Origin of the sequence: Moraxella sp. E33BD, assembly GCF_041807865.1 — a bacterium.
Classification (GTDB): Bacteria; Pseudomonadota; Gammaproteobacteria; order Pseudomonadales; family Moraxellaceae; genus Moraxella; species Moraxella haemolytica.
This window is the reverse complement of sequence record NZ_JBGTZD010000004.1, coordinates 99,513-121,294: the sequence shown is the minus strand read 5'-3', so window position 1 is coordinate 121,294 and position 21,782 is coordinate 99,513. Positions and strand designations below refer to the sequence as shown.

Annotated in this window: 19 protein-coding genes and 2 tRNA genes; 4 read left to right on the top strand and 17 right to left on the bottom strand. The window is 43.3% G+C overall.

Annotated elements, in window-relative coordinates; all coding sequences use genetic code 11:
* Positions 1 to 66: 66 nt before the first annotated feature.
* Genes ACERC6_RS03500 through ACERC6_RS03490 form a run of 3 tightly spaced genes read right to left on the bottom strand, consistent with a single transcriptional unit; the run spans position 67 to position 6,242 of the window.
* On the bottom strand, positions 67 to 1,665 hold the full coding sequence (locus ACERC6_RS03500; protein WP_373628566.1) for an efflux transporter outer membrane subunit: 1,599 nt from the start codon (positions 1,663 to 1,665) through the stop codon (positions 67 to 69).
* Positions 1,666 to 1,683: 18 nt separating this feature from the next.
* On the bottom strand, positions 1,684 to 4,818 hold the full coding sequence (locus tag ACERC6_RS03495) for an efflux RND transporter permease subunit (protein WP_373628565.1): 3,135 nt from the start codon (positions 4,816 to 4,818) through the stop codon (positions 1,684 to 1,686).
* A gap of 8 nt (positions 4,819 to 4,826) precedes the next feature.
* Positions 4,827 to 6,242, bottom strand: coding sequence for an efflux RND transporter periplasmic adaptor subunit (locus ACERC6_RS03490; protein ID WP_373628564.1), 1,416 nt, complete (start codon positions 6,240 to 6,242; stop codon positions 4,827 to 4,829).
* Between the two features lie 484 nt (positions 6,243 to 6,726).
* On the opposite strand from ACERC6_RS03490, the gene ACERC6_RS03485 reads away from it, so the two are divergent.
* Positions 6,727 to 6,800 (top strand) — tRNA-Cys (locus tag ACERC6_RS03485).
* 61 nt (positions 6,801 to 6,861) lie between these two features.
* Positions 6,862 to 6,948 (top strand) — tRNA-Leu (locus ACERC6_RS03480).
* A gap of 119 nt (positions 6,949 to 7,067) precedes the next feature.
* On the opposite strand, the gene ACERC6_RS03475 is transcribed toward ACERC6_RS03480, so the two are convergent.
* Both ACERC6_RS03475 and ACERC6_RS03470 read right to left on the bottom strand, forming a co-directional pair.
* Positions 7,068 to 7,760: a hypothetical protein gene (locus ACERC6_RS03475; protein WP_373628563.1), complete on the bottom strand. Its 693-nt coding sequence runs from the start codon at positions 7,758 to 7,760 to the stop codon at positions 7,068 to 7,070.
* Positions 7,760 to 8,596, bottom strand: a complete 837-nt coding sequence (locus tag ACERC6_RS03470) for a D-Ala-D-Ala carboxypeptidase family metallohydrolase (protein WP_373628562.1) — start codon at positions 8,594 to 8,596, stop codon at positions 7,760 to 7,762. The genes ACERC6_RS03475 and ACERC6_RS03470 overlap by 1 nt, the downstream gene beginning before the upstream one ends.
* An 809-nt stretch (positions 8,597 to 9,405) precedes the next feature.
* On the opposite strand from ACERC6_RS03470, the gene ACERC6_RS03465 reads away from it, so the two are divergent.
* Positions 9,406 to 9,987 (top strand): septal ring lytic transglycosylase RlpA family protein, encoded by a 582-nt coding sequence (locus tag ACERC6_RS03465; protein ID WP_373628561.1) that lies wholly within the window; start codon positions 9,406 to 9,408, stop codon positions 9,985 to 9,987.
* Positions 9,988 to 10,121: 134 nt separating this feature from the next.
* Here the strand turns inward: ACERC6_RS03465 and radA are convergent, their stop codons facing one another.
* The 12 genes from radA to ffh form a co-directional block, all read right to left on the bottom strand.
* Positions 10,122 to 11,537: a DNA repair protein RadA gene (gene radA / locus ACERC6_RS03460; RefSeq protein WP_284672872.1), complete on the bottom strand. Its 1,416-nt coding sequence runs from the start codon at positions 11,535 to 11,537 to the stop codon at positions 10,122 to 10,124.
* A gap of 69 nt (positions 11,538 to 11,606) precedes the next feature.
* Complete coding sequence (lptB, locus tag ACERC6_RS03455) at positions 11,607 to 12,338, bottom strand: LPS export ABC transporter ATP-binding protein (protein ID WP_373628560.1); 732 nt, start codon at positions 12,336 to 12,338, stop codon at positions 11,607 to 11,609.
* Between the two features lie 74 nt (positions 12,339 to 12,412).
* Positions 12,413 to 12,946, bottom strand: a complete 534-nt coding sequence (gene lptA / locus ACERC6_RS03450; protein ID WP_284672874.1) for a lipopolysaccharide transport periplasmic protein LptA — start codon at positions 12,944 to 12,946, stop codon at positions 12,413 to 12,415.
* Between the two features lie 131 nt (positions 12,947 to 13,077).
* Positions 13,078 to 13,635: an LPS export ABC transporter periplasmic protein LptC gene (gene lptC, locus ACERC6_RS03445; protein ID WP_284672875.1), complete on the bottom strand. Its 558-nt coding sequence runs from the start codon at positions 13,633 to 13,635 to the stop codon at positions 13,078 to 13,080.
* A 62-nt stretch (positions 13,636 to 13,697) separates the two neighbouring features.
* Positions 13,698 to 14,240, bottom strand: coding sequence for a KdsC family phosphatase (locus tag ACERC6_RS03440; protein ID WP_373628559.1), 543 nt, complete (start codon positions 14,238 to 14,240; stop codon positions 13,698 to 13,700).
* Complete coding sequence (locus tag ACERC6_RS03435; RefSeq protein WP_373628602.1) at positions 14,240 to 15,247, bottom strand: SIS domain-containing protein; 1,008 nt, start codon at positions 15,245 to 15,247, stop codon at positions 14,240 to 14,242. Before ACERC6_RS03435 ends, ACERC6_RS03440 begins: the two co-directional genes overlap by 1 nt.
* Before the next feature lie 256 nt (positions 15,248 to 15,503).
* On the bottom strand, positions 15,504 to 16,379 hold the full coding sequence (gene ubiA / locus ACERC6_RS03430; RefSeq protein ID WP_373628558.1) for a 4-hydroxybenzoate octaprenyltransferase: 876 nt from the start codon (positions 16,377 to 16,379) through the stop codon (positions 15,504 to 15,506).
* The gene (locus ACERC6_RS03425; RefSeq protein ID WP_373628557.1) at positions 16,376 to 16,645 is read right to left on the bottom strand and encodes a hypothetical protein; all 270 of its coding nucleotides are present in this window, start codon (positions 16,643 to 16,645) and stop codon (positions 16,376 to 16,378) included. The genes ubiA and ACERC6_RS03425 overlap by 4 nt, the downstream gene beginning before the upstream one ends.
* 23 nt (positions 16,646 to 16,668) lie before the next feature.
* On the bottom strand, positions 16,669 to 17,481 hold the full coding sequence (locus tag ACERC6_RS03420; RefSeq protein WP_373628556.1) for a class I SAM-dependent methyltransferase: 813 nt from the start codon (positions 17,479 to 17,481) through the stop codon (positions 16,669 to 16,671).
* A gap of 8 nt (positions 17,482 to 17,489) precedes the next feature.
* The gene (locus ACERC6_RS03415; protein WP_373628555.1) at positions 17,490 to 18,332 is read right to left on the bottom strand and encodes an undecaprenyl-diphosphate phosphatase; all 843 of its coding nucleotides are present in this window, start codon (positions 18,330 to 18,332) and stop codon (positions 17,490 to 17,492) included.
* Positions 18,333 to 18,435: 103 nt separating this feature from the next.
* Positions 18,436 to 19,104: a tRNA (adenosine(37)-N6)-threonylcarbamoyltransferase complex dimerization subunit type 1 TsaB gene (gene tsaB / locus ACERC6_RS03410; RefSeq protein WP_373628554.1), complete on the bottom strand. Its 669-nt coding sequence runs from the start codon at positions 19,102 to 19,104 to the stop codon at positions 18,436 to 18,438.
* Positions 19,105 to 19,257: 153 nt separating this feature from the next.
* Positions 19,258 to 20,799 carry a signal recognition particle protein gene (gene ffh, locus ACERC6_RS03405; RefSeq protein ID WP_373628553.1) on the bottom strand — a complete coding sequence of 514 codons (1,542 nt, stop codon included), beginning with the start codon at positions 20,797 to 20,799 and terminating at the stop codon, positions 19,258 to 19,260.
* A gap of 69 nt (positions 20,800 to 20,868) precedes the next feature.
* Between ffh and ACERC6_RS03400 the strand changes: the two genes are divergently transcribed.
* Positions 20,869 to 21,741, top strand: coding sequence for an inner membrane protein YpjD (locus ACERC6_RS03400; RefSeq protein WP_373628552.1), 873 nt, complete (start codon positions 20,869 to 20,871; stop codon positions 21,739 to 21,741).
* Positions 21,742 to 21,782 lie beyond the last annotated feature (41 nt).

Sequence of the window (21,782 nt, the reverse complement as noted above, 5' to 3'; positions counted from 1 at the left end):
TCAAGCAATGAGCGTTTTTTATTGTCAATGTTTTGTCAAAATAACAAAAAGTGGGAGCTTGGCACACTAAGGCGTATCCACCTGTTGTGTAACAGGCTTAACCTTATCATTGTTTGGTGCAGGTTGTACCACTTGTATGATTTTAGTTACCTTGACAGGCTCGTCTTGTGGTTGTTCGACACTTGCGGTCGATGCCATTGCACGCATGATTTGACGCTGTTTTTCAATGCCAGCAATCTGTTCGGCTGTCAAGGTTGCACCACCACCTAAGGCTTGATACAGCTGAATCTGACTTAGAATTTTTTGCAATTCTAGGTTTAAGATATTTTGCTGATTGGCAAACAGTGAACGCTCAGCATCTAACACACTTAGATAATCATCTAGTCCCGAGCGAAAGCGTGCATGAGCAATTTTGTAAGTTTGTTGGTAATTGCTTTGTAGCTTATATTGCGACTCTAACTGCCTACCTAAAGTTGCACGAGCTGCCAATACATCGCCCACCTCCTTAAAGGCAGTCTGAATGGCTTTTTCATAAGACACCAATGCACTTTTTTGGGCAACTTCCGCCATCTGGTAGTTAACACGGCGTATTCCTGCATCAAAAATCGGCAAGTTGATTGATGGACCAACCGACCAACCAAAGGCAGTTGATTTTAATAAATCACTTAGGCTTGCTGAGCTAAATCCCAAATTGCCCGTCAGACTAATTGAAGGAAAATAAGCAGCACGAGCGACATTAATGTTAGCTCCCGCTGCCTTTAGGAGATGCTCTGCTTGCACCACATCGGGACGATAATACAAAAGCTCGCTTGGCAGACCTGCACTAAAGAGCGATTGAGTTGTGATGTTATCCACCGCCATGTCAGGCATCAACTCATCAGGAATCGGTGCCCCCAAAAGTAGCTGCAAGGCGTTGCGTGCTTGCAAAATGCCGGTATCTGCTTGGTAGATGGCAAGTTTGGCTGCCTCTAGCGATGCCTCTGCTTGCAAGCTTGGGGACCGAGCGTCAATCCCTGCAGCAAAGCGTTTATTAGTAATATCTAGTGAATGCTCACGAGTTTTTAGCGTCTCTAGGGCAAGATGACGCTGAGCTAAGGCATAACTTAGATTAACATAGCTTTGGGCAATACTAGAAATCAAAGAAATCTGCACCGCATCTTTGGCAGAATTGGTCGCCAGATAATTATGTAGTGCCGCATCTTTAGCATTGGCAATCTTGCCCCACAGGTCAATCTCATAACCTGGCATGGCAAGATTGACATTATAGCCACTACTGGCATTGCGGTCGGCAGCATTTGCCGAACGATTCACCCCACCTGACACCCCCAGCTTGGGCACACCATCGGCGGTGGTGATTTGATACTGAGCACGAGAGCTTTGAATGGCTAGCAAGGCTTTTTGAAGGTCTTTGTTGTTATTTAGACCCATCTCAATTAACGATTTTAGTTTATCATCTGCATAAAAATCCTGCCAACGCATGGCGGCTACGCTTGGTGCTTCTGCCAAACTGGTGGTTTGTGCGTCTAGCACTTGATAAGACTTATCAATCGCCAAATTATGCTTAGCAACCATCGTATCCGCCTGCTTTGGAATGGTGCTACACGCCGTCATGGCAAGTGCTAATGCAGATAGTGCAGACAGACGAATTGTGTTATTAGTTTTCATAAATTCTCCTTATGATTGCTACTGTGCGTCAGTTTTGGCAGGTTTGTGCGGAAAGATTGAGCGAACCCAGATGTAGAACATTGGAATAAAGAACACGCCCAAGAAAGTCGCCATAATCACACCACCAAACACACTTGTACCAACTGCATTTTGACTGCCAGAACCTGCACCAGTTGCAACATACAACGGCACAACACCGATACCAAAGGCAAGCGAAGTCATGATGATTGGACGCAAACGCTGGCGAGCAGCTCGCATGACCGCATCTTTTAATGCCCAACCTTTTTCTTGAAGCTCCTTTGCAACCTCAATAATCAAAATGGCGTTTTTGGCTGATAGACCAATCACTGTCAATAGACCAACTTGCAGATACACATCATTATCAAAGCCACGCAACCAAGTAAAAGTAATCGCACCTAAGACACCAAGTGGCACAACCATCATCACCGAAAACGGAATCAACCAGCTTTCATACAATGCCGCTAGACATAAGAAGACCACAAGAATGGAAATCGCATACAGCCAAGGTGCTTGCGAACCCGATTGTTGTTCTTGCAAGGTTAAACCAGTCCACTCAAAACCAATGCCATCAGGCAACTGACTGGCGATTGCTTCCATTGCGGCCACCGCTTCCCCATTTGATTTTCCAGGTGCAGATGCTCCTTGAATGCTGATGCTTGGCAAGCTGTTATATCGGGTTAGTCGTGGCGAACCATAAGTCCACTCACTTGTTGCAAAGGTATCAAAACCAATCATATTGCCACCAGAGTTACGCACATACCATTTGCCGATATCTTCAGGCGTTGTGCGAGACATGGGATCACCTTGAATATAAACAGACTTAATGCGACCACGGTCAACAAAATCACCAAGTTTCGCCGAACCCCAACCCATTGAGATGGTGCGGTTGATGTCGCTAATGGATAAACCGTAGGCAGCAGCTTGGTCATGATTGACATTCACTTTTAGCTGTGGCGAGTCTTCTTGTCCATTAGGACGCACACCTGACAGCACATCTGGCTTTTGAGCTGCCATACCCAGTAGCATATTGCGTGCCTCAAGTAGAGCTACATGACCCACGCCACCTGTATCTTGCAAGACAAAATCAAAACCGCTAGAGCTACCTAGACCTTGTATCGATGGTGGTGCTAAAGTATAGACATTTGCTTTATTATATTGCGTCATAAAATACCCCATCGCCTTGCCTGCGATACTCGCTGCATCGGTGCCAGGGGCAGTACGCTCATCCCAATCTTTTAGGCGAATAAAAGCAATACCGTTGTTCTGACCACCTCCCATAAAGCTAAAGCCTGTTACGGTAAAGATGGACTCAATATTATCTTTTTCTTGATTGTTAAAATACGCACTCACATCATCAAGCACCGCTTGGGTGTCTTTGGTTGTTGAGCCGACTGGAGTCTGCACCATCGTAAACAGCACGCCTTGATCTTCTTCTGGAACAAAAGAATGAGGCAGTCTAGTAAACAGCACACCAAGCACAAGAATAATGAGTGCATAGCCAATGCCATATAACCACTTAAGATTAAAGCTCTTGCCAACAATTTTTTCATATTTTAAGCTGGCATCACGAAATAGACGATTAAACCAACCAAAAAATCCTTTTTGATGCTCGATATCTTGATGAGCTTTACGCTTTAAGATAGTAACACAAAGTGCGGGTGTAAAAATCAAAGCAACAACCGCCGACAATGACATCGCTGCAATCAGCGTGATGGCAAACTGACGATAAATTACCCCTGTTGAACCACCAAAAAACGCCATCGGCACAAATACCGCCGATAAAATCAGAGCAATACCAATCAGTACTTTGCTGATTTCTCTCATTGACTGGATGGTAGCGTCTTTAACTAAGATGGTTGGGTTTTCCTCCAAGATACGCTCAACATTCTCCACCACAACAATGGCGTCATCAACAAGCAAACCGATGGCAAGCACTAAGGCAAACATAGTGAGAATATTGATACTAAAACCAGCAACAAGCAGTACTGCAAATGTACCTAAGATGATCACAGGCACCGCAAGAGTTGGAATGATGGTGGCACGCCAGTTTTGTAAAAACAAAAACATGACCAAAAACACCAACACAATCGCCTCAATCAGCGTATGTACCACCTGCTCGATTGATAAGCGAACAAATGGCGTGGTATCATAAGGCACGACCGCAGTCAATCCTTTAGGATGGCTTTTAGCAAGTTGATCAAGCTTTTGTTGGACTGCTTCACGCACTTCTAGAGCGTTTGAACCCGAAGCCAACATAATGCCAATACCCGCCGCCTCTTTACCATTGTATAAAGAGTTGTAGCCATAGTTTTCCGAGCCGATTTCTACTTTTGCCACATCTTTTAGGCGAACTTGTGCCCCCTGAGCATCTGCTTTTAGCAAAATATTACCAAACTCCTCAGCAGTCTGTAGATAACTTTGCACGGTAACGGTGGCGTTAATTACCTGTGCTTCTTCATTAGATGGTGCAGCAGCAAGCTGACCGGCTGACACTTGGGCATTTTGGGCATTGACGGCAGTGGCAATGTCTGATGGCATGAGCGAATAAGCACGAAGTTTTTCAGGATCTAACCAAATACGCATGGCATATTCAGAACCAAAAACATTGACATTGCCCACGCCTTGTACACGGCTGATCTGATCAACAATGCTTGAATTGAGATAATCGGCAATATCGGTCTTATCCATACTGCCATCTTCAGAAATAAAGCCAACCACCATCAAAAATGACGATGATGATTTGTTCACAGTCAATCCCTGTCTTTGCACCGCTTCTGGTAAAGACGATGTCGCTGCTTGGAGTTTGTTTTGTACTTGCACTTGGGCGGTATCTGGATCGGTGCCGTTTTTAAAGGTTAGCTCAACCGATGCCATACCTTGTGCTGATGAGCTTGATGACATATACATCATGCCATCTAAGCCTTTCATCTGTCTCTCGATGACTTGCGTTACCGAATTTTCTACCGTCTGAGCATCCGCACCTGGATAAACAGCACTAATTGTTACTGTCGGTGGTGCGATTTCTGGATACTGAGCGACAGGCATTTTAAATACAGAAATCACGCCCACCAGCATAATTAAAATGGCAATTACCCATGCAAAGATGGGTCTTTTAATAAAAAACTCTGACATAAACGCTCCTATTGTGCCACAGATGCTTCTTTGGCATCTTCATTTTGTCGCTGAGCATTCTGAACATTCGGCTTGCTGTTGCTATTGTCAGCTTGCGGTGCCATGACAGTATTTTGACCTGCCATACCAGACACGCCTGCCTGCTTTGGTTGGCTTGATGTATAAGGACGAGTCTCAACCAATTGATCGGGTTTGACTTTAGCAGCACCAACCATGACCACTTGATCACCATCTACTAGTCCCTCAGTGATTACCCATTGACCTTGAAAAGTCCCTGCAGTCTTCACAATACGAGCTTCTATTTTTTTATCTTGATTGACCACATAAACTTGGGTCTCACCTTTTGGCGTGCGAGTGATTGCACTTTGTGGCAAAGCCACAGCATTATTGACGATAGATTGCATTAACTTGGCATTAACATACATACCAGGGATTAGCACGCCATCTGGATTGGCAAATACCGCACGAATAGTAACAGAGCCTGTTGACTCATCAACTCTAGCATCTGCTAAGATAAGCTGACCCATCAGCGGATAAGCCTCACCATCTTCAAGCACGATTTGCACTTCAGGACCGCCATACGATGCCTTACCTTCTGCAATCTGCTGACGCAAACGCAACATCTCTGAAGATGATTGACTGATATCCACATACACATAATCTGTGCGTGCGATGGTGGCCAGTGCATTAGCCTGATTGGCAGCAACCAATGCTCCATTGGTAACCGCCGAGATACCAATTTTACCACTAATAGGAGCTCTGACTATGGTACGACTATAATCCAGTTCACTGGCGTTTAAGCTAGCTTTGGCACTATTAATCGCCGCATCAGCACTGCCAATGCTTGCTCTAGCCTGTGCAACGGTCGCTTGTGCTGCCCCAACATTTGCCTCAGCAGTACGCACGGCAGTGATGGCTTGGTCATAGACCTGCTTGGATACCGCATCCACTTCCACCAAATCTTTTAGTCTGGCCAAATCAGCTTGTGCCTGTGTCAACATTGCTTGCTGTGCGGTCAGATTGGCTTGTGCTTGTGCATGGACAGCACGAGCATTTTGGGCGGCAGCTTCTGCACTAGCTACCGACGCTTTGCCTGAATTGATGGCACTGGCGTAATTATCTGTATTGATGCGATATAGTGGCTGACCTGCACGCACAAAACCGCCTTCATGAAATAAAATCTCATCAATAATACCTGTTACTTGTGGACGCACCTCTGAGGTTTCAACCGCCGCCACACGACCTGAGAAAGTCTTGGTCATTGGTATTGAGGTTAGGTTAATGGTCTGCACATCAACCACTACAGGTGGCATCTGCTGTTGGGCTGATGCCTGTTTGGCTTGGTCGGACTTATTGCAAGCAGTCACCAACGCCATACTTGAAAATACCGCAGCAATCATCACTGCTCTTACACTTAGTTTCATAAGAACCTTTTAATTTTTGAACTCAAAAAGTTTTTTAAATGATTAAAATACTTAGAATAATTAAAACAATAAGTTTTACGGCTTTGATTTTTTAGTTGGTTACAACACACCAATAAGCATTAAGCAAGCACCCAAGAAAGCAAACCCCTAAAACCGCCCCAAGTCCGGCAAACTGTATGCCAGACAAAAGTTAGCAACGCCGAATAAACAAAAAAAATAGCAATACCGCTCATTAAAAACCATACTATCTATTTTCTCTTGTTGCATTCATGCAAAAAGGCTTTTATTATACCCAAAAAAGCGTTGATAAACTTGGGTTTTTCTACACAGTTTGTCAAAAAATTAGATTGCTTTTTTATAAAAAGTATGTACAACTATGTATCATAATCATTAAAAAAGCAGAATTTTTATAAAAATAAAAAATTTTGCAAAAAAGTTCTTGCATTTTTACAAAATTTTGTTATCATAGCGTCCAACTTAATAAGGCTGGATGGCAGAGTGGTCATGCAGCGGACTGCAACTCCGTGTACGCCGGTTCGATTCCGACTCCAGCCTCCATTTTAGATTATTTTTAAGTTTTTTTAATCGTTATAGATTGATGATTTAAAAAAATACTCTCGCCCGGGTGGTGAAATTGGTAGACACAAGGGATTTAAAATCCCTCGCTCTCACGAGCGTGCCGGTTCGAGTCCGGCCCCGGGCACCATCTTCAAGACCCTTGAAATATTTTTGATATTTCAAGGGTTTTATTTTTTGGTCAATTCAAACACCCCATCTATTCAACCCACCAATTAAACAGATAAAGCCGTTAAATAACCACACCACCTAAGTCGTGATTAGCTGCCATAATTGTTTTTTTCTGCTTGCGTCTTTTGTCATTACTGCCAAAGTTGGTATCTCTTTATCTATCTTGTTTTGATGCGTGATGTATTCATTTAGATCATTAAGCAAAATGACCTGTTCAGAAAATTCCTCTAGCATCTGCAAACGCAGTACAAAGCCATCAAAACATATCTGGGCTAGGGTTGGTGTACTTGAGAGTTCATCACTCATAGGATAGCTGATACGATGAAAATCAAAAAAACATCCACAATCCTTCGCCCAACAAGATAGGGCAGACTTTAGCGACATCCAAACCAATCGTTCCTCACGACTACTGGTGCTAACATCAGCTATTAGCACCCACTTGCCTGCACGAATACCCTCAACCTCGTAGCTGATATCAGCATCGTGTTTTGTGCTTATATTTGTAGCCACCTCTTGCCAATCCAACACTTCCATTTTATCGGACTGATCAGCTTCATTGACACCATCCATGACATCGCCAACCACATCAGATGGCTGTGATGACTGATTGACTGATGCCACCAAACCATCTAAACTAACTGATGACTTTTGATTAAAGCGATCAAACACTACGGCAGGCAGGCTATGGATGGTCGTGGTCGTCTTTGCCCAAAGATTGACCCCAAGCAAATCTAGTACATGACGACAATGTGCATTTTGCTCATTCATCATCAATTTGACTCACTGTTCTTTGGTGGAGTGTAACGGCAGAGTGAATGACTTTGAGAAAACTGAGCTCCCCACTTACGATAACCTTGCGTGTCTAGATGGATTGCTCCTGTGGCGTACAGCCCCAGACCAAAATTATGCTCCAAGCCTTGATATAGCCAATATTCGCACAACCCTTCTTGCAACTGATATAGTTGGCTGCTACCCATCTCAAAGCTAGGCACCCAAATATCTATCGCCCCATTACTCATGTGCTTACTGCTGGGTGCTCCGCCTGCACAACGGTTCAACTCAGGATTGCGATACACCGAGCGTATCTGTGTGTCAGCAGGTAGAATCCCTAAAGTTAGAAGTTCGTCATACAATCTTAATGTAGGCACCATCGATGACCATAGCTCTTGGGGTGGCACTTCATAAGGCTCATAACCACACGATTGCCAAGAGCGTGCTGTCGTCAAAAGCTCATGCATGGGTGGTAGTCGTCCACCAAGTGCCGCAGCAAGATACTGCTCATAAGCAAAAACTTGAGATTGATGATGTGGGTGCGTTCTTAGCCAAGTCTCAAAATCTTCCTTAGTACCCACCTTTCTTGGGAGTTCATGACTGTGCTGGTGATCATCATGATTGATAACCAAAAGCGTTCTAGGTTCGGTTGATGGTTGGGATAAAATGGGTTTGCTTGATGGAATTTGGGTGTATTTTTTTACCACTTTGATGGTCTGCGGATTTGACTCTAAAGGTGTGCCAGCACAAGCACTTAGCCCAAAGGCGGTGCATACACCCAGCACAACCGCCCAAGATGGCAGTTTTTTATGCTGATTGTTTATATCCAAAATCATAAATAAGACCCCATACAACCCATTATAATAAACAACAATATCTGTCATATCATAACAGATTTAAGACACCAATACCGCACAAATAAAATATCTAGCTTCAATGACGCACGCCAAAAATGTCATTATACTACCAAATTCATCAAATGAAAAACATCCATTATCTAGCCCAATAATTTAAAATATCATTTTTTTCTTTTATTTAGATTTTCTAAACTATTATTTACTTAATATACCAAAAACCACTCGCTAACCATCAAACACGGTTAACTTTGCAATTGCAAATTATCCACGCCACACAACGCCATCAACCAGTTAAATTCTAAGAAAACCAAATGCTATTGGCTGACAATTATCATTTAACCTAATGATTTTTATAGAATTAATATACTTGTGATTTATCAAAATAGTGTTACTATATAAACAAGACCAAATTGCAATAGTAGTTTTTATCAAGCGTCATAATTCAGCTTTTGATAGATGATGAATGTTTAGATGTATCTTTTAGTTAAAGTACATAACACTTTCTTTAAAACCTAAATTCAACAGCCATCTGTTTAAGCTCAAACGCAGTGTTTATCCACCACTTAATCATGATAAACCACGCAAAAAACCTTGATTTTAGGTACTTACTCTCATGCTATTATCATGCGTTATTATTATCATGATGACGCACAATAAGATAACCATGATTTGCCTTTGATGAATGTATTTACCATATGCAATGCAATGAAATAAATTCATCAAATGGCTTGGTGCATCAGATGAACCTTTCTATAGCAAATGCATCAAACACCAAAGAGGTTCTTTTCATGAAACACATGAATAAATATGTACTTACTACCAGCATCGCATTAGCAGCAACTTTAGGCAACCCAGCGATTGCTACAGATAATAAAGGTGCCAACATCGAGCAGGTGCTTGACGAACTAACTCGTCAGCATAACGGAGCATCAAGCCTAGTAAAATCAGCCAGACAACCTGTCTCACTGACTTTTAATAGTCCATTACTAACCCAACCAAGCAAATCACAAACCAAAGATGAGCCTGTCCTAGAAAAATTGACAGCCGCCGCATCAAATACCATGAATAAATTTAAACAAACTGGCATAGCTTCTTGGTATGGCCGCCAGTTTCATGGTCGCAAAACTGCCAGTGGCGAAACTTTCAACATGAACGCATTGACCGCTGCTCATCGCTCACTACCACTAAACTGCTACATCAAGGTTACCAACAAGGATAATGGCAAATCTGTCGTTGTTAAAGTCAATGATCGTGGTCCGTTTCAAGGCGACCGTGTACTTGATTTATCCTACGGTGCTGCCAAAGTCATTGGCTTGACCCAGCGTAGTACAGGCAATGTCATCATTGAGCGTGTTGATGGACCTGAATAATCCACAAATCAACAACTCATACACCCACTCGTTTCACAACTTGGATAAATAAAAAACAGCCTTAATAACAGACTGTTTTTTTAGTCATGTCGTAATAATTTATTGTCAGTTAATAAATATAATAATCAGCAAGTCTATACCAGTTCAAATGCACAGTTAATGGCATGATCTAGCCTATCTACTGCAATCACCTGAATGCCACGAAACTGATCATTATCCGCCTTAGGTGCATTCGCCTTAGGGATAATGGCGTGCGTAAATCCATGCTTCATCGCTTCACGCAATCGCTCTTGGCCATTTGGCACAGGGCGAATCTCACCTGATAAGCCCACTTCACCAAAAACCGCCAAACGAGGTGGTAAGGCCTTTTCTCTAAGGCTAGAAGCACAAGCCAAGAGTACCGCCAGATCTGAGCCAGTCTCCATAACCTTAACACCACCAACGACATTGACATACACATCCTGCCCACTGGTGTGAATGCCGCCATGACGATGCATGACCGCAAGTAGCATAGACAGTCTTTGATAGTCCAAGCCAAGAGCCATGCGTCTTGGCTGTGCGTGTGCATCATCAACCAGTGCCTGAACTTCAACAAGTAGCGGTCTAGTGCCTTCTCTACTGACCATCACCACAGAGCCTGCGATGGGCTTTTCGTAGCGACTTAAAAAAATCGCCGATGGATTGGCAACTTCTTTTAACCCTACATCCGTCATGCCAAAAATACCCAGCTCATTAACCGCCCCAAAACGATTTTTTACTGCTCGAATCATGCGAAAACGACTGTCGGACTCTCCTTCAAAGTACAGCACCGTATCCACCATATGCTCAAGCACACGAGGTCCTGCCAGTGCCCCTTCTTTGGTTACATGACCCACCAAAAATAATGCCGTTCCTGTCTGCTTGGCATAGCGTGTCAAAATTGCCGCCGACTCTCGAATCTGAGCCACACCGCCTGGTGCAGACTGTATTGCATCAGTAAATAGCGTCTGTATTGAGTCAATCACTGCTACTGCAGGCTGTTCTACTGATAATGCCAAACAGATGGTATCAACATTGGTCTCGGCAAGCACACGCAATCTATCGGTTGGTAAGCCTAGTCGCTTAGCACGCATGGCAACCTGCGACAGGCTTTCTTCGCCTGTGATATATAGTGCTGAACCTGCTAAAGAATCACTGACTGCCATGTTGGTGGCAGTCTGTAACAAGATAGTTGATTTACCAATACCAGGGTCGCCACCAATCAGCACCACCGAGCCTGCCACCAACCCCCCACCAAGCACACGGTCAAACTCTCCTATGCCTGTTGGCATACGAGTCTCAAGCGTAACACCCACATCATCTAGGCTCATTACACCAGATGTTGCCCCTGCATAGTTTGCATTCTTCGTGGTGGAAATTGTGCTTTTTTTAGGAATTTTATGGTGTGGCATACTGACATCAGGTGCTTCAACCAAGCTATTCCATTCGCCACAATCGGCACATTGCCCCGACCATTTACCAAAATTTACCCCACAGGATTGGCAAACATAAGAGGATGATTTTTTTGCCATGATGATTATCTTATTGTTATCGCCTTGCTTTATTTTCATTGATTAACTAAGCATTAACCAATCTACCCATTACACTGAAAAATCTTTGCCCAAATACACTTTTTGTACCAACTCATTCACCAAGATATCATTGGGAGTGCCTTCAGCAATAATAGCACCTTCTGAGACAATATACGCCTTTTCGCAGATAGAAAGAGTCTCTCGGACATTATGGTCGGTAATAAGTACACCAATACCACGAGCCTTTAGGGTGCTGATGACATCTTTAATATCACCCACCGAGATGGGGTCAACCCCTGCAAAAGGCTCATCAAGTAAGATAAACTTGGGGTTGCTTGCTAGTGCTCTGGCAATCTCACAACGGCGACGCTCGCCACCTGAGACGCTCATGCCTAAAGAATGACGCACATGCTCTAAGTGAAACTCTTCCATTAGCTTTTCAAGCTCGTGCTTTTTGGCCTTATTATCCAAATCTTTTCGCATCTGTAAAATAGCCATGATATTTTGCTCAATGGTTAGTTTGCGAAAGATAGACGCTTCTTGTGGCAGATAGCCAATACCTTGAGCAGCACGCTCATGCATGGATTTTTTGGACAAATCCACATCAAAAAGCATTACTTGACCACGATCCATTGGCACTAGCCCAATCACCATATAAAAACTGGTCGTCTTGCCTGCACCATTCGGCCCTAGAATACCAACCACCTGACCTTGCTCAACTTCAAATGAAACATCTTTGACCACCCAACGCTGGCCATAACGCTTGCCCAGATGACGCATGCTCAATATCGTATTTGACATGATTTTCCTTTTTTGTTTAATGAGTGTAGTCTAATCATCAAAATAGGGCAAATCGCCCCATTTTAATCAGCGAATCAACGCAAGCCTTGATGCGAGCCGTTATCACTTGGCGGAAAGACCAGTTCTACACGGCGACCAGCACCTGCAGTAGCTTCTACATCACCTGCTTTTAGACTATAGCGAATGGTATTGCCTGAAAAACTTGAGGCTGCTTGAGTTAGCTTGGCATTACCCGTTAGAGTGACAATGCCTGTTACGGCATTATAATCAATACGGTTTGCTTGTCCTTTAGCAGCCCCCTTCTCTTTGGTAACGATTTGCTGAAATGTTGCTGGCTTTCCTGACGCAACCGCTGAAGTTATTTTGCGATCACCACTTAGGTTTAAAGTAAGATTGTCGGCAGCGATTTTTAAAGTCCCCTGCTCAATAGTAACATTACCCGAATAAGTCGTAACCCCCGTTCTACCCACATAAGTCGCACGGTCCGCCAAAAGGCGAATGGGTTGATTGGCATCAGAAGGCAGTGCATTCGCTCCTGTAATAAGGACAGGTAAACCAAACACGCCAACAAATAAGGCTGATTTTAAAAGAGTAGAAACAATGGACATAAACTATTCTCAAATGGTCTTAAAATAAGAGTAAACTTCAGATGGCTGATTGGGCTTATTTAAAGCAACCGTCAATCAACAAATCATCAGACTTATCAATCAATTTAGAAATCCTAAAATAAGGATTTATCTTACCTACTGGCGGCATGATACAGCATTTCAATCTGATAAAATTCATACTCACCCAACTCAAGATTTGCACTCATGCCTTTTGCCTTAAAGCTATCTTGCTCATTGGTAATCTTTAAAGGCTGATCGCTAGACAGTAGGCGAGTCTTTGTATTGCCATTTAGCTGACCGCCCTCAATCACAAGTTTTGGTTTGTTATCAGTCGCTTCACGAGTCAAACTAAAACCATCAGATAACTTCATCTCTCCAGTCATCTGGTCAAGAACGGCTCGCTTAGCGATGATGGTGTATTTTTCCGATTTTGATGGTTGCCAATACATGGTTGCGTCAAGCATTTCATCTTCGCCTGCGGCATTTTGAGTCAGCGAGTCTGCCGTCAGTGTGTATTCAGCCTCGCCTGTATGTTCGTTGGTTTGGGTCGCTGTAAGCTTGGTAACCTCATAAAACATATCAGGAGTTGATGGGGTGGCAGGTTTGATTTGGGCCTCTTCTTGATAAAAGAACCAAGCTGCCACCATGATTGCCATAATCCCAAATACGCTTAAAATCCTAACATTCATTCGCACAACACCAATTCATCTAGACAAAATTTGACAAAAGATACAATAAGCCATCATGGTCATCATAAGAACCTATCAATAAACGCATCATACTGATTTTGAGCTTTTAGTATCAGTTCGCATACTTGTCTGACAGCTCCTTCGCCACCCCTGCTAGTGGTAATGACATCGGCATACTCTTGTACAATCAGCACACCATTTGGCACGCTAATACCAAGTCCTGCCTCACGAATTGCCTTTAAATCAGGTAGGTCGTCGCCCATATAAGCACACGCTTCTAATGGCAAACCCAGCTTGTCGGCAAGAGCGGACAATGCTGTGTATTTATCATCTCTTCCTTGCACGACATGATGAATGCCAAGTTCAGTTGCACGGCGTACCACCATCGGTGAGCTACGCCCTGTGATGATTGCCAAGATGATGCCTGCTTGCCTTAGGGCTACGATGCCCACACCATCTTGTACATAAAAAGCTTTTGTCTCAACATCGTAGGAATTATAGATGATTTTACCATCAGATAAAATTCCATCAACATCCATGGCTAAAAGCTGAATCTTGCTTGCTTTTTCTAGAATTTTTGAGCTTGGGTTGGTAATGTCATTCATTAGCTTACTCCAGCTTGTATCACATCATGAATGCTTAGCACACCCACCAGTTTTCCCTCATCCAAAACAAGCAACTGACTGATGCTGTATTCATTCATCATGCTAAGTGCATCCGATGCTCGGACTTCTTTGGTAGTATGTTTGGGACTATTGGTCATGATGTCGCCAATCTTAACGGTCAATTTGGTAGACCCTGCCAATTTTCGGCGTAAATCGCCATCGGTAAAGACACCCACTACCTCATCAATATCATTCATCACCACCGCAAGCCCCAAACGACCGCTGGTCATCACAAGCAATGTCTCGTGCAAACTGGCATCATGATTGACTACAGGCAAGTTTTCTGTGTGCATCAAATCTTGCACTCGAGTAAGCAACTTACGCCCCAAAGCCCCTGCTGGGTGTGAAAGAGCAAAGTCATTGCTAGTAAAGCCTCGTGCGTGCAATAGTGCTACCGCCAATGCATCGCCCAATGCCAGTGTTGCCGTTGTGCTTGATGTAGGAGCCAGACCCAATGGGCATGCTTCTTCTGATTTGCCCAAAGTCAAAGCAATGTCCGCCAACTGTGGCAAAAAACCACGACCATCACGACTGATACTGATAAGTGGGATATCAAGTTGCTTTACCACAGGAATCAGCATACGAATCTCATCGGACTCGCCAGAATTAGAAATGGCAATCAATACATCGCCTTTGACTAGCATACCCAAATCGCCATGCCCTGCTTCACCAGGATGCACAAAAAAGGCAGGCGTGCCTGTTGACGCCAAAGTCGCTGCAATCTTGCGTCCAATATGCCCTGATTTTCCCATGCCTGTTACAACCACTCGCCTTTGGCATGACAAAATCAGCTCGCACGCCTGACTAAAGCGTTCATCAAGCTCATCAATCAGCAAATCAAGAGCTTGCTGTTCTGTGCGGATGGCGTTGATTGCTTCTTGGATAAAATCTGTACTGTAAGCCCTGTGTGAGTACTGATTTGATTCGTTTATTTGAGTACTTATCATCTTACCGACAGCCATTTTAACCTGCATTGAGCTCATATCAAGTTTTAAATCCATGAATGAAAACCCGCTACCCATCAAAACCCCATAATAATAGTGTTTAAATACTACACTGTCTTAATGACTTGTATTTGAGTGGTGGATTCTTGTCATGATATCATATTTGAGGTTAATTTACGCTGATTTCATGGTATTTTTGGGTATAAATAACAAGAAAAACAATAAAATACACAAATAATCCACGCATTTAACACCCCTATTAACCAAAGTGCCACACACACGCAACTACCGTCACTAAAAAGACATAACGACCCACCCATACATTATGGCGAAATGATTTAAAGCAAGACAGGCGTTCACGATGAGCAATCAAAGTGTATTGATAGACAAATAACCCCACCACAGGCAACAAAAGCCATTTTGTCCATGCTGTAAAATAATGATGAAATACCCATGTCATCAACCCCAAAAATACAGCATTTAGCACACAAACAATCATCACATCGTAGCGACCAAATAAAATAGCGGTCGATTTTACGCCCACTTTTAGGTCATCGTCTCTATCACACATGGCATACTGGGTGTCATAAGCCACCGTCCAGCACATATACGCAACAAACAACAACCAGCCCCAAAAATCAACATTGCCAGTACTAGCAACATACGCCATCGGTATTGCCCAGCCAAATGCCGCCGCCAGTACCACTTGTGGCAGATGCGTATATCGCTTCATAAACGGATAAATAAAGGCAAGAGCGACCGCCACAAGCGACCAATAAAACACCTGCACAGGCAAAAAAAACAACAAACTTGCCGATAATAAAACCAGTACCACAAAACTTAGCACCGCCGTACGAGCAGACAGTCTACCATCTGCCAATGGGCGATTTTTGGTTCGCTTGACTTGCCCATCAACCTTGCGATCCGCAAAATCATTGATGGCACAGCCTGCCGCCCGCATAAGAATCGCCCCAAGTGCAAAAATCAACACATACCGCACACTAGGCAGTTGCCCAAGTTTTGCATTCGCCAAAAATACTGCCCATAAAGTCGGATATAGCAACAACTCTGTACCAACAGGTTTATCAAATCGAGTCAGCTCAAGCCAAGCGATGAGTTTATCCAAAAAATTCATACCCCTGACTCTTTTTGAACAGCAGACTGCTGATGGGCGATTTGACTAATCTCCACCGCTTGCAATAAGTTAAGTTCAGGAAATGCCTGACGCAGTTTCTTAACAGCTACTGTCTGGTCTTTGGTTTGATGTACAATCTTTGCATAATAATCGATGTATTTGGTCTTATCCATCGTTTGCCACAGTTGTTTTATTTTGCGTCTTAAAGAAAAATTCTGCCACGCCATAATCAAAACCACCAACATGATCACATATTCGTATTGCATCATCACTCCTTATATCACACAGTTCAAGATGTTGTTACTTGATATCTATCAAAGCGAATCGCATCATTGGCGATGCTTTGTGCCGGTATTTGACCAGACAGATAAGGGGCAGATATTGGACGCTTGACAACCACCCTACCACCGCAGATCGCCGTACGCATTGCCTGCGTCAAAAGCAGTCGTTCATCATCACTACTTGGTGGCGGTGCTAGCTCATGTAGCACCTGCATATTCTTGCCCACTTTGGCGGTGTAGCTGTCAGCAGGAAACATGGGGTCAAGATACACCAAATCCACCTTTGGTAACCCAAGCTCACTTAGTAAAAAATCCCCATAATGAATATGAATGCAAGACAGTAATTTTTGCCAGTTTTGATTGCCACTCATCAGTCCATGCTCATAAAATAGCAACAACGCCATGAGTGGCTGTCGCTCCATCATGTGCAACTGCACGCCCGTACTCGCCAAAATCAACCCATCATGCCCAAAACCTGCCATACCATCAATCACTGTCATCTGAGCGTTCAATTTACACGCCTGCAAAATCAACTCAGACTTTCGCCCTGCATTAACGATTCGTTTGGTCAATGCTTGCCAGTGAAGTGATGATTTCATGATGCCATTATCGCTTGCCCAAATGATGGCAGGACTGTTTTTTATGATGGCAATGATGGTACTATCCGGATAATCCAAGGTGGTTGTCAAGATAAACTTATCATTCACCTTTGATAGTAGTTTAAAGGATAAAGTCAGTGGCAAATCATATTGAGCACTCAACAAGACAAGCTCATCAAAAATCCTAGCATCAGCATCTGTACCAACAACCAAAATATCCATGCAGCACATCAGCCTTGAATCTGATAGTCAAAAAGAAAATAAACCACTAGCACCGCCAACCCTGTAATAATACGCAAATACGCAAAAATCATAAAGTCTTTTTTGGACACCCATGCCACCATCAAACGAATGCACAGCAATGCCACGATGAACGAAACTGCCGTTCCTACTGCCAAAACCGCCCAATCCTGACCCATCTGTAGCACATCTTTATTACTTAATAAATCCAAAAGTGCCGCACCGATAATCACAGGAATACCCAAAAAGAACGAAAACTCGGTCGCTGCCTTGCGAGATGCCCCAAACCATAATGCACCAATGATGGTCGAACCCGAACGGCTTGTGCCAGGTATGAGTGCCAAACACTGCACCAAGCCAATCTTTAATGCCATTTTAACATCAATGTGTTCAGCTTCTTGTGCCTGAACTGCCTTTGGGTGTTTTTCAACATAAATAATAAGTATCGCCCCAATGATCAGCATCATCGCCACAATGAGTGGATGAAACAACACATCTGTAATAAAATCTTTTAGCGTAAAACCCGCCACCATGACAGACAGTGTGGCAACAATAAGTGCCATGCCTAGCAATCTAGGGTTACTCATGTTGCTCGACTTACCCGTCAATAGCCCCATCAACGCTGTCCATAGCCGTCCCCAATAGTCATAAATCACCGCCAAAATCGCCCCAAGTTGAACAAAAACGATAAACAAATTTCGTTTGTCCTTATCCCAAAACTCCATGATATCGGCAGATAAAATCATGTAGCCTGTACTTGATATGGGCAAAAATTCCGTCACACCTTCAACGATGCCCATGACAATAGCTTTTAAGAAAAGTAAAATATCCATAATATTGGCTTAATCAGTGATTTAAATTAGCTGTTTTATTACCGTTCTTATGACCATGGTGATTGAGACGATATTTTAAAACGCTCTCACAAACAAAAAGTCATCAATTCGCTTGTTTTTTACCTTGTTCGGCAAGTGTTTTCCAGGCATTATGGCGTAGATACACTGGCAAAGCCTGCTTAGCACTGATCGCACCACCTGCTTGCCATATCGGATAAGCAAGCTGTGCGATGTGATAAGCGGTAGGCTCTAAGTTTAATTTTTGTGCCGTGCTTTGTATTAAATCAGCACCATTGCCCACAATGACATCAGAAACAACCACGCTGTCATAATCTAACAGGTATTCATCTTTGACTACCAAAGCACCATCAGCTAACACAAAATCACCTGCATAAACTTGGTTTTGTCTGGCATCTATCACACTGGTAATACGGCTGTTATTGGGTAGATTTTTTTTGGATATTAACGCATGTGCCAATGCCTTAAGGCTTGAAATACCGACACATGGGGCATCATTTGCCACCGATAATGCCTGTACCACCGCTGTATTGATGCGGATACCACTAAATGCACCAGGCCCTCGATTGAACGCCCATGCCAAAACCTCTTTGACATCAATACCAAGCTCATTCAAAGCCTCATCAAGCATCGGCAGGATAATCTCTGTCTGACCACGAGAACCTGCCACCGACTTATCATAAATCATCTGCCCATCAGCAGTCATCACAGCAATGGCACATTGATCAAAAATAGTATCAAATGCAACTAACATAACAGCTCACACACTCGCTTAATCTTCTGCCACCACTTTAATACAGAAATACAGACGGCTTAATTTCGGTAATTGTTTGGGTAATTTTAATTTTTCAATAATGAAAGACAAAAAACACTCAGTTAGGTCTTGAGTGTTTTTTGCCATGACGCATCAAAAACGCTTTTTAAAGTTTGGAAATTGCCCTTCCATCGCTTGCATTCGTTTTTGCATCTCCTCCATGCTTGGCATATTATTTGGATTAAGCCCCAACTCAGCCATTGATTGTTTCATCTGTGCTTCACTCATACCTGCCTGAGCTTTACCTGCACCACCAAACAATGGCCCACCGCCACCCGACATACCTTTGGTTAAACCTTGCACCGCTTTTATCATCTTGCCAATGCCATCAGGACGGCTAATCATCTTCATCATTTTTGCCATCTGCTTGTGTTGTTTAAGCAAGCGATTGACATCTTGGATTTGTTTGCCTGAGCCTGCAGCAATACGGCGTTTTCGGCTAGGGGTAATCTTATCAGGGTTTTGGCGTTCAAATGGCGTCATTGAGTGAATGAGTGCCTCCATCTCTTTAACCTTCTCTTCAGGTTTTGCTTCTTCCATCGCTTTTTGTAAATCGGCACCACCCATGCCTGGCATTTTATCCAAAAAGCCTGCCATACCGCCTAGGTTTTTCATTTGCTGGAACTGATTGAGTAAGTCCTCTAGGTCAAACTCACCACCTTTTTGGAGTTTTTTTGCCATGCGTTCAGCTTGCTCACGGTCGATCTTATTCTCAACCTCCTCAACCAAACTTAACACATCACCCATACCCAAGATTCTTTGTGCGATTCGTTCTGGGTGGAATAACTCCAGTGCTTCTAGTTTCTCACCACGACCCAAAAACTTAATCGGCTTGCCTGTGATGGCACGCACCGACAACGCCGCCCCACCTCGAGCATCGCCATCAGTTTTGGTCAAAATGACACCCGTCAACGGCAATGCGTCATTAAAGGCTTTGGCGGTATTAGCCGCATCCTGACCTGTCATGCTATCCACAACAAACAAAGTCTCGGTTGGGTTGACCGCTGCTGTTAATGCCTTAATCTCATCCATCATCTCCTCATCAATCGCCAAGCGACCTGCAGTATCAATAATTAGGATATCGGCATACTTGATTTTTGCTTCTTCAATAGCACGGCGGGCAATATCAATAGGGTTTTCGCTCACACTTGATGGCACGAACATCGCCCCAACTTGCCCTGCGACAAATTCAAGCTGATTAATGGCAGCAGGACGGTATACATCAGCCGACACAAGCATGACTTTTTTCTTTTGTTTATCTTGAATGTATTTGGCAAGTTTACCTGCAGTCGTGGTTTTACCTGCACCCTGCAGACCTGCCAACAGATAGACAACAGGCGATTTTCCTGTCATCTCCAAAGACTGATTGGCAGAACCCATCATCTCGGTAAGTTCATCATAAACGATTTTAACAAAAGCCTGACCTGGAGCAAGCTCTTTGAGCACCTCTTGACCCAATGCCTTTTCTTTGACCTTAGCGACAAATTCACGAGCTACAGGTAGTGCCACATCCGCCTCTAAAAGTGCCATACGCACTTCACGCAGTGTATCTTTAATGTTATCTTCAGCCAGCTGTCCTGTACCAGCGATGTTGCGAAGGCTGCCAGAAAGTCGTTCGGTTAGCGTATCAAACATAATTTTTCCAAATTAATCTAAAATCAAACAATGCGAAAACTACAAATACCGTCTATTTTATGATAAATTATGCAATTATACCAATTTAAATTAAAAGGTGTGATAAAAAATGCTCGTTTTTTGCAATTTTTATCCAAATTAGGGGTTCTTGTGCTTAGTATCTATGTCATCACTGCGATAATTTATGCAACAGTTGTTGGTTTTTTGTATCAAAAACTCGCCAAACAACAACCCATTAACAAACAAATTTTTATCACCGCCTTATTGATCGGTGCAGGACTGCATGCGTTTTTATTATTTCCGCAAATCATCACTGCCTACGGTCTTAATCTACACATTTTTAACACCATCAGCCTAATCAGTCTGTTTTTTTTGGTGTTTTTTGTGTTGTTTTGTTTATATCGCCCCATCATGAGTTTGGGCATACTTGCCGTCCCAACTGCTTTAGCTGGTCTTAGTGTGGGGTTTTTTGGGCGAGCACCGTACGAACCTTTAGGTGAGCTGACATCAATACTACAAGCCCATATTTTACTGTCTTTTGCTGCTTATTGTGTACTACTGATGGCGACTGTACAAGCAATCATTCTAAAACTACAAATCCGAGAGCTAAAACATCAGACCATTCATCGTTTTTGGGTAAGTAAGCTACCAAGTTTGCAGAGCATGGAAAACTTGCTTTTTGACATGATTTTAGTTGGCTTTGTGATTTTAAGTATCGCCTTAGGTCTTGGCTTTGTCTCAACTTATGATATCATGGCACAGCACATCGCTCACAAGCTGTTTTTTAGCGTGCTGTCATGGCTTATCTTTGGTATTTTTATCATCGGACATTACCGCTTTGGCTGGCGTAGCAAGCGTGCTGCTAATTTTACCATCTATGGCTTTATTTTACTTGCTGTTGGTTTTGTTGGCTCAAAGGCAGTGCTTGAGTTGTTGATATAAAATCATTAAAACCCATCATTCACACAACAGCCCAGCTAAGG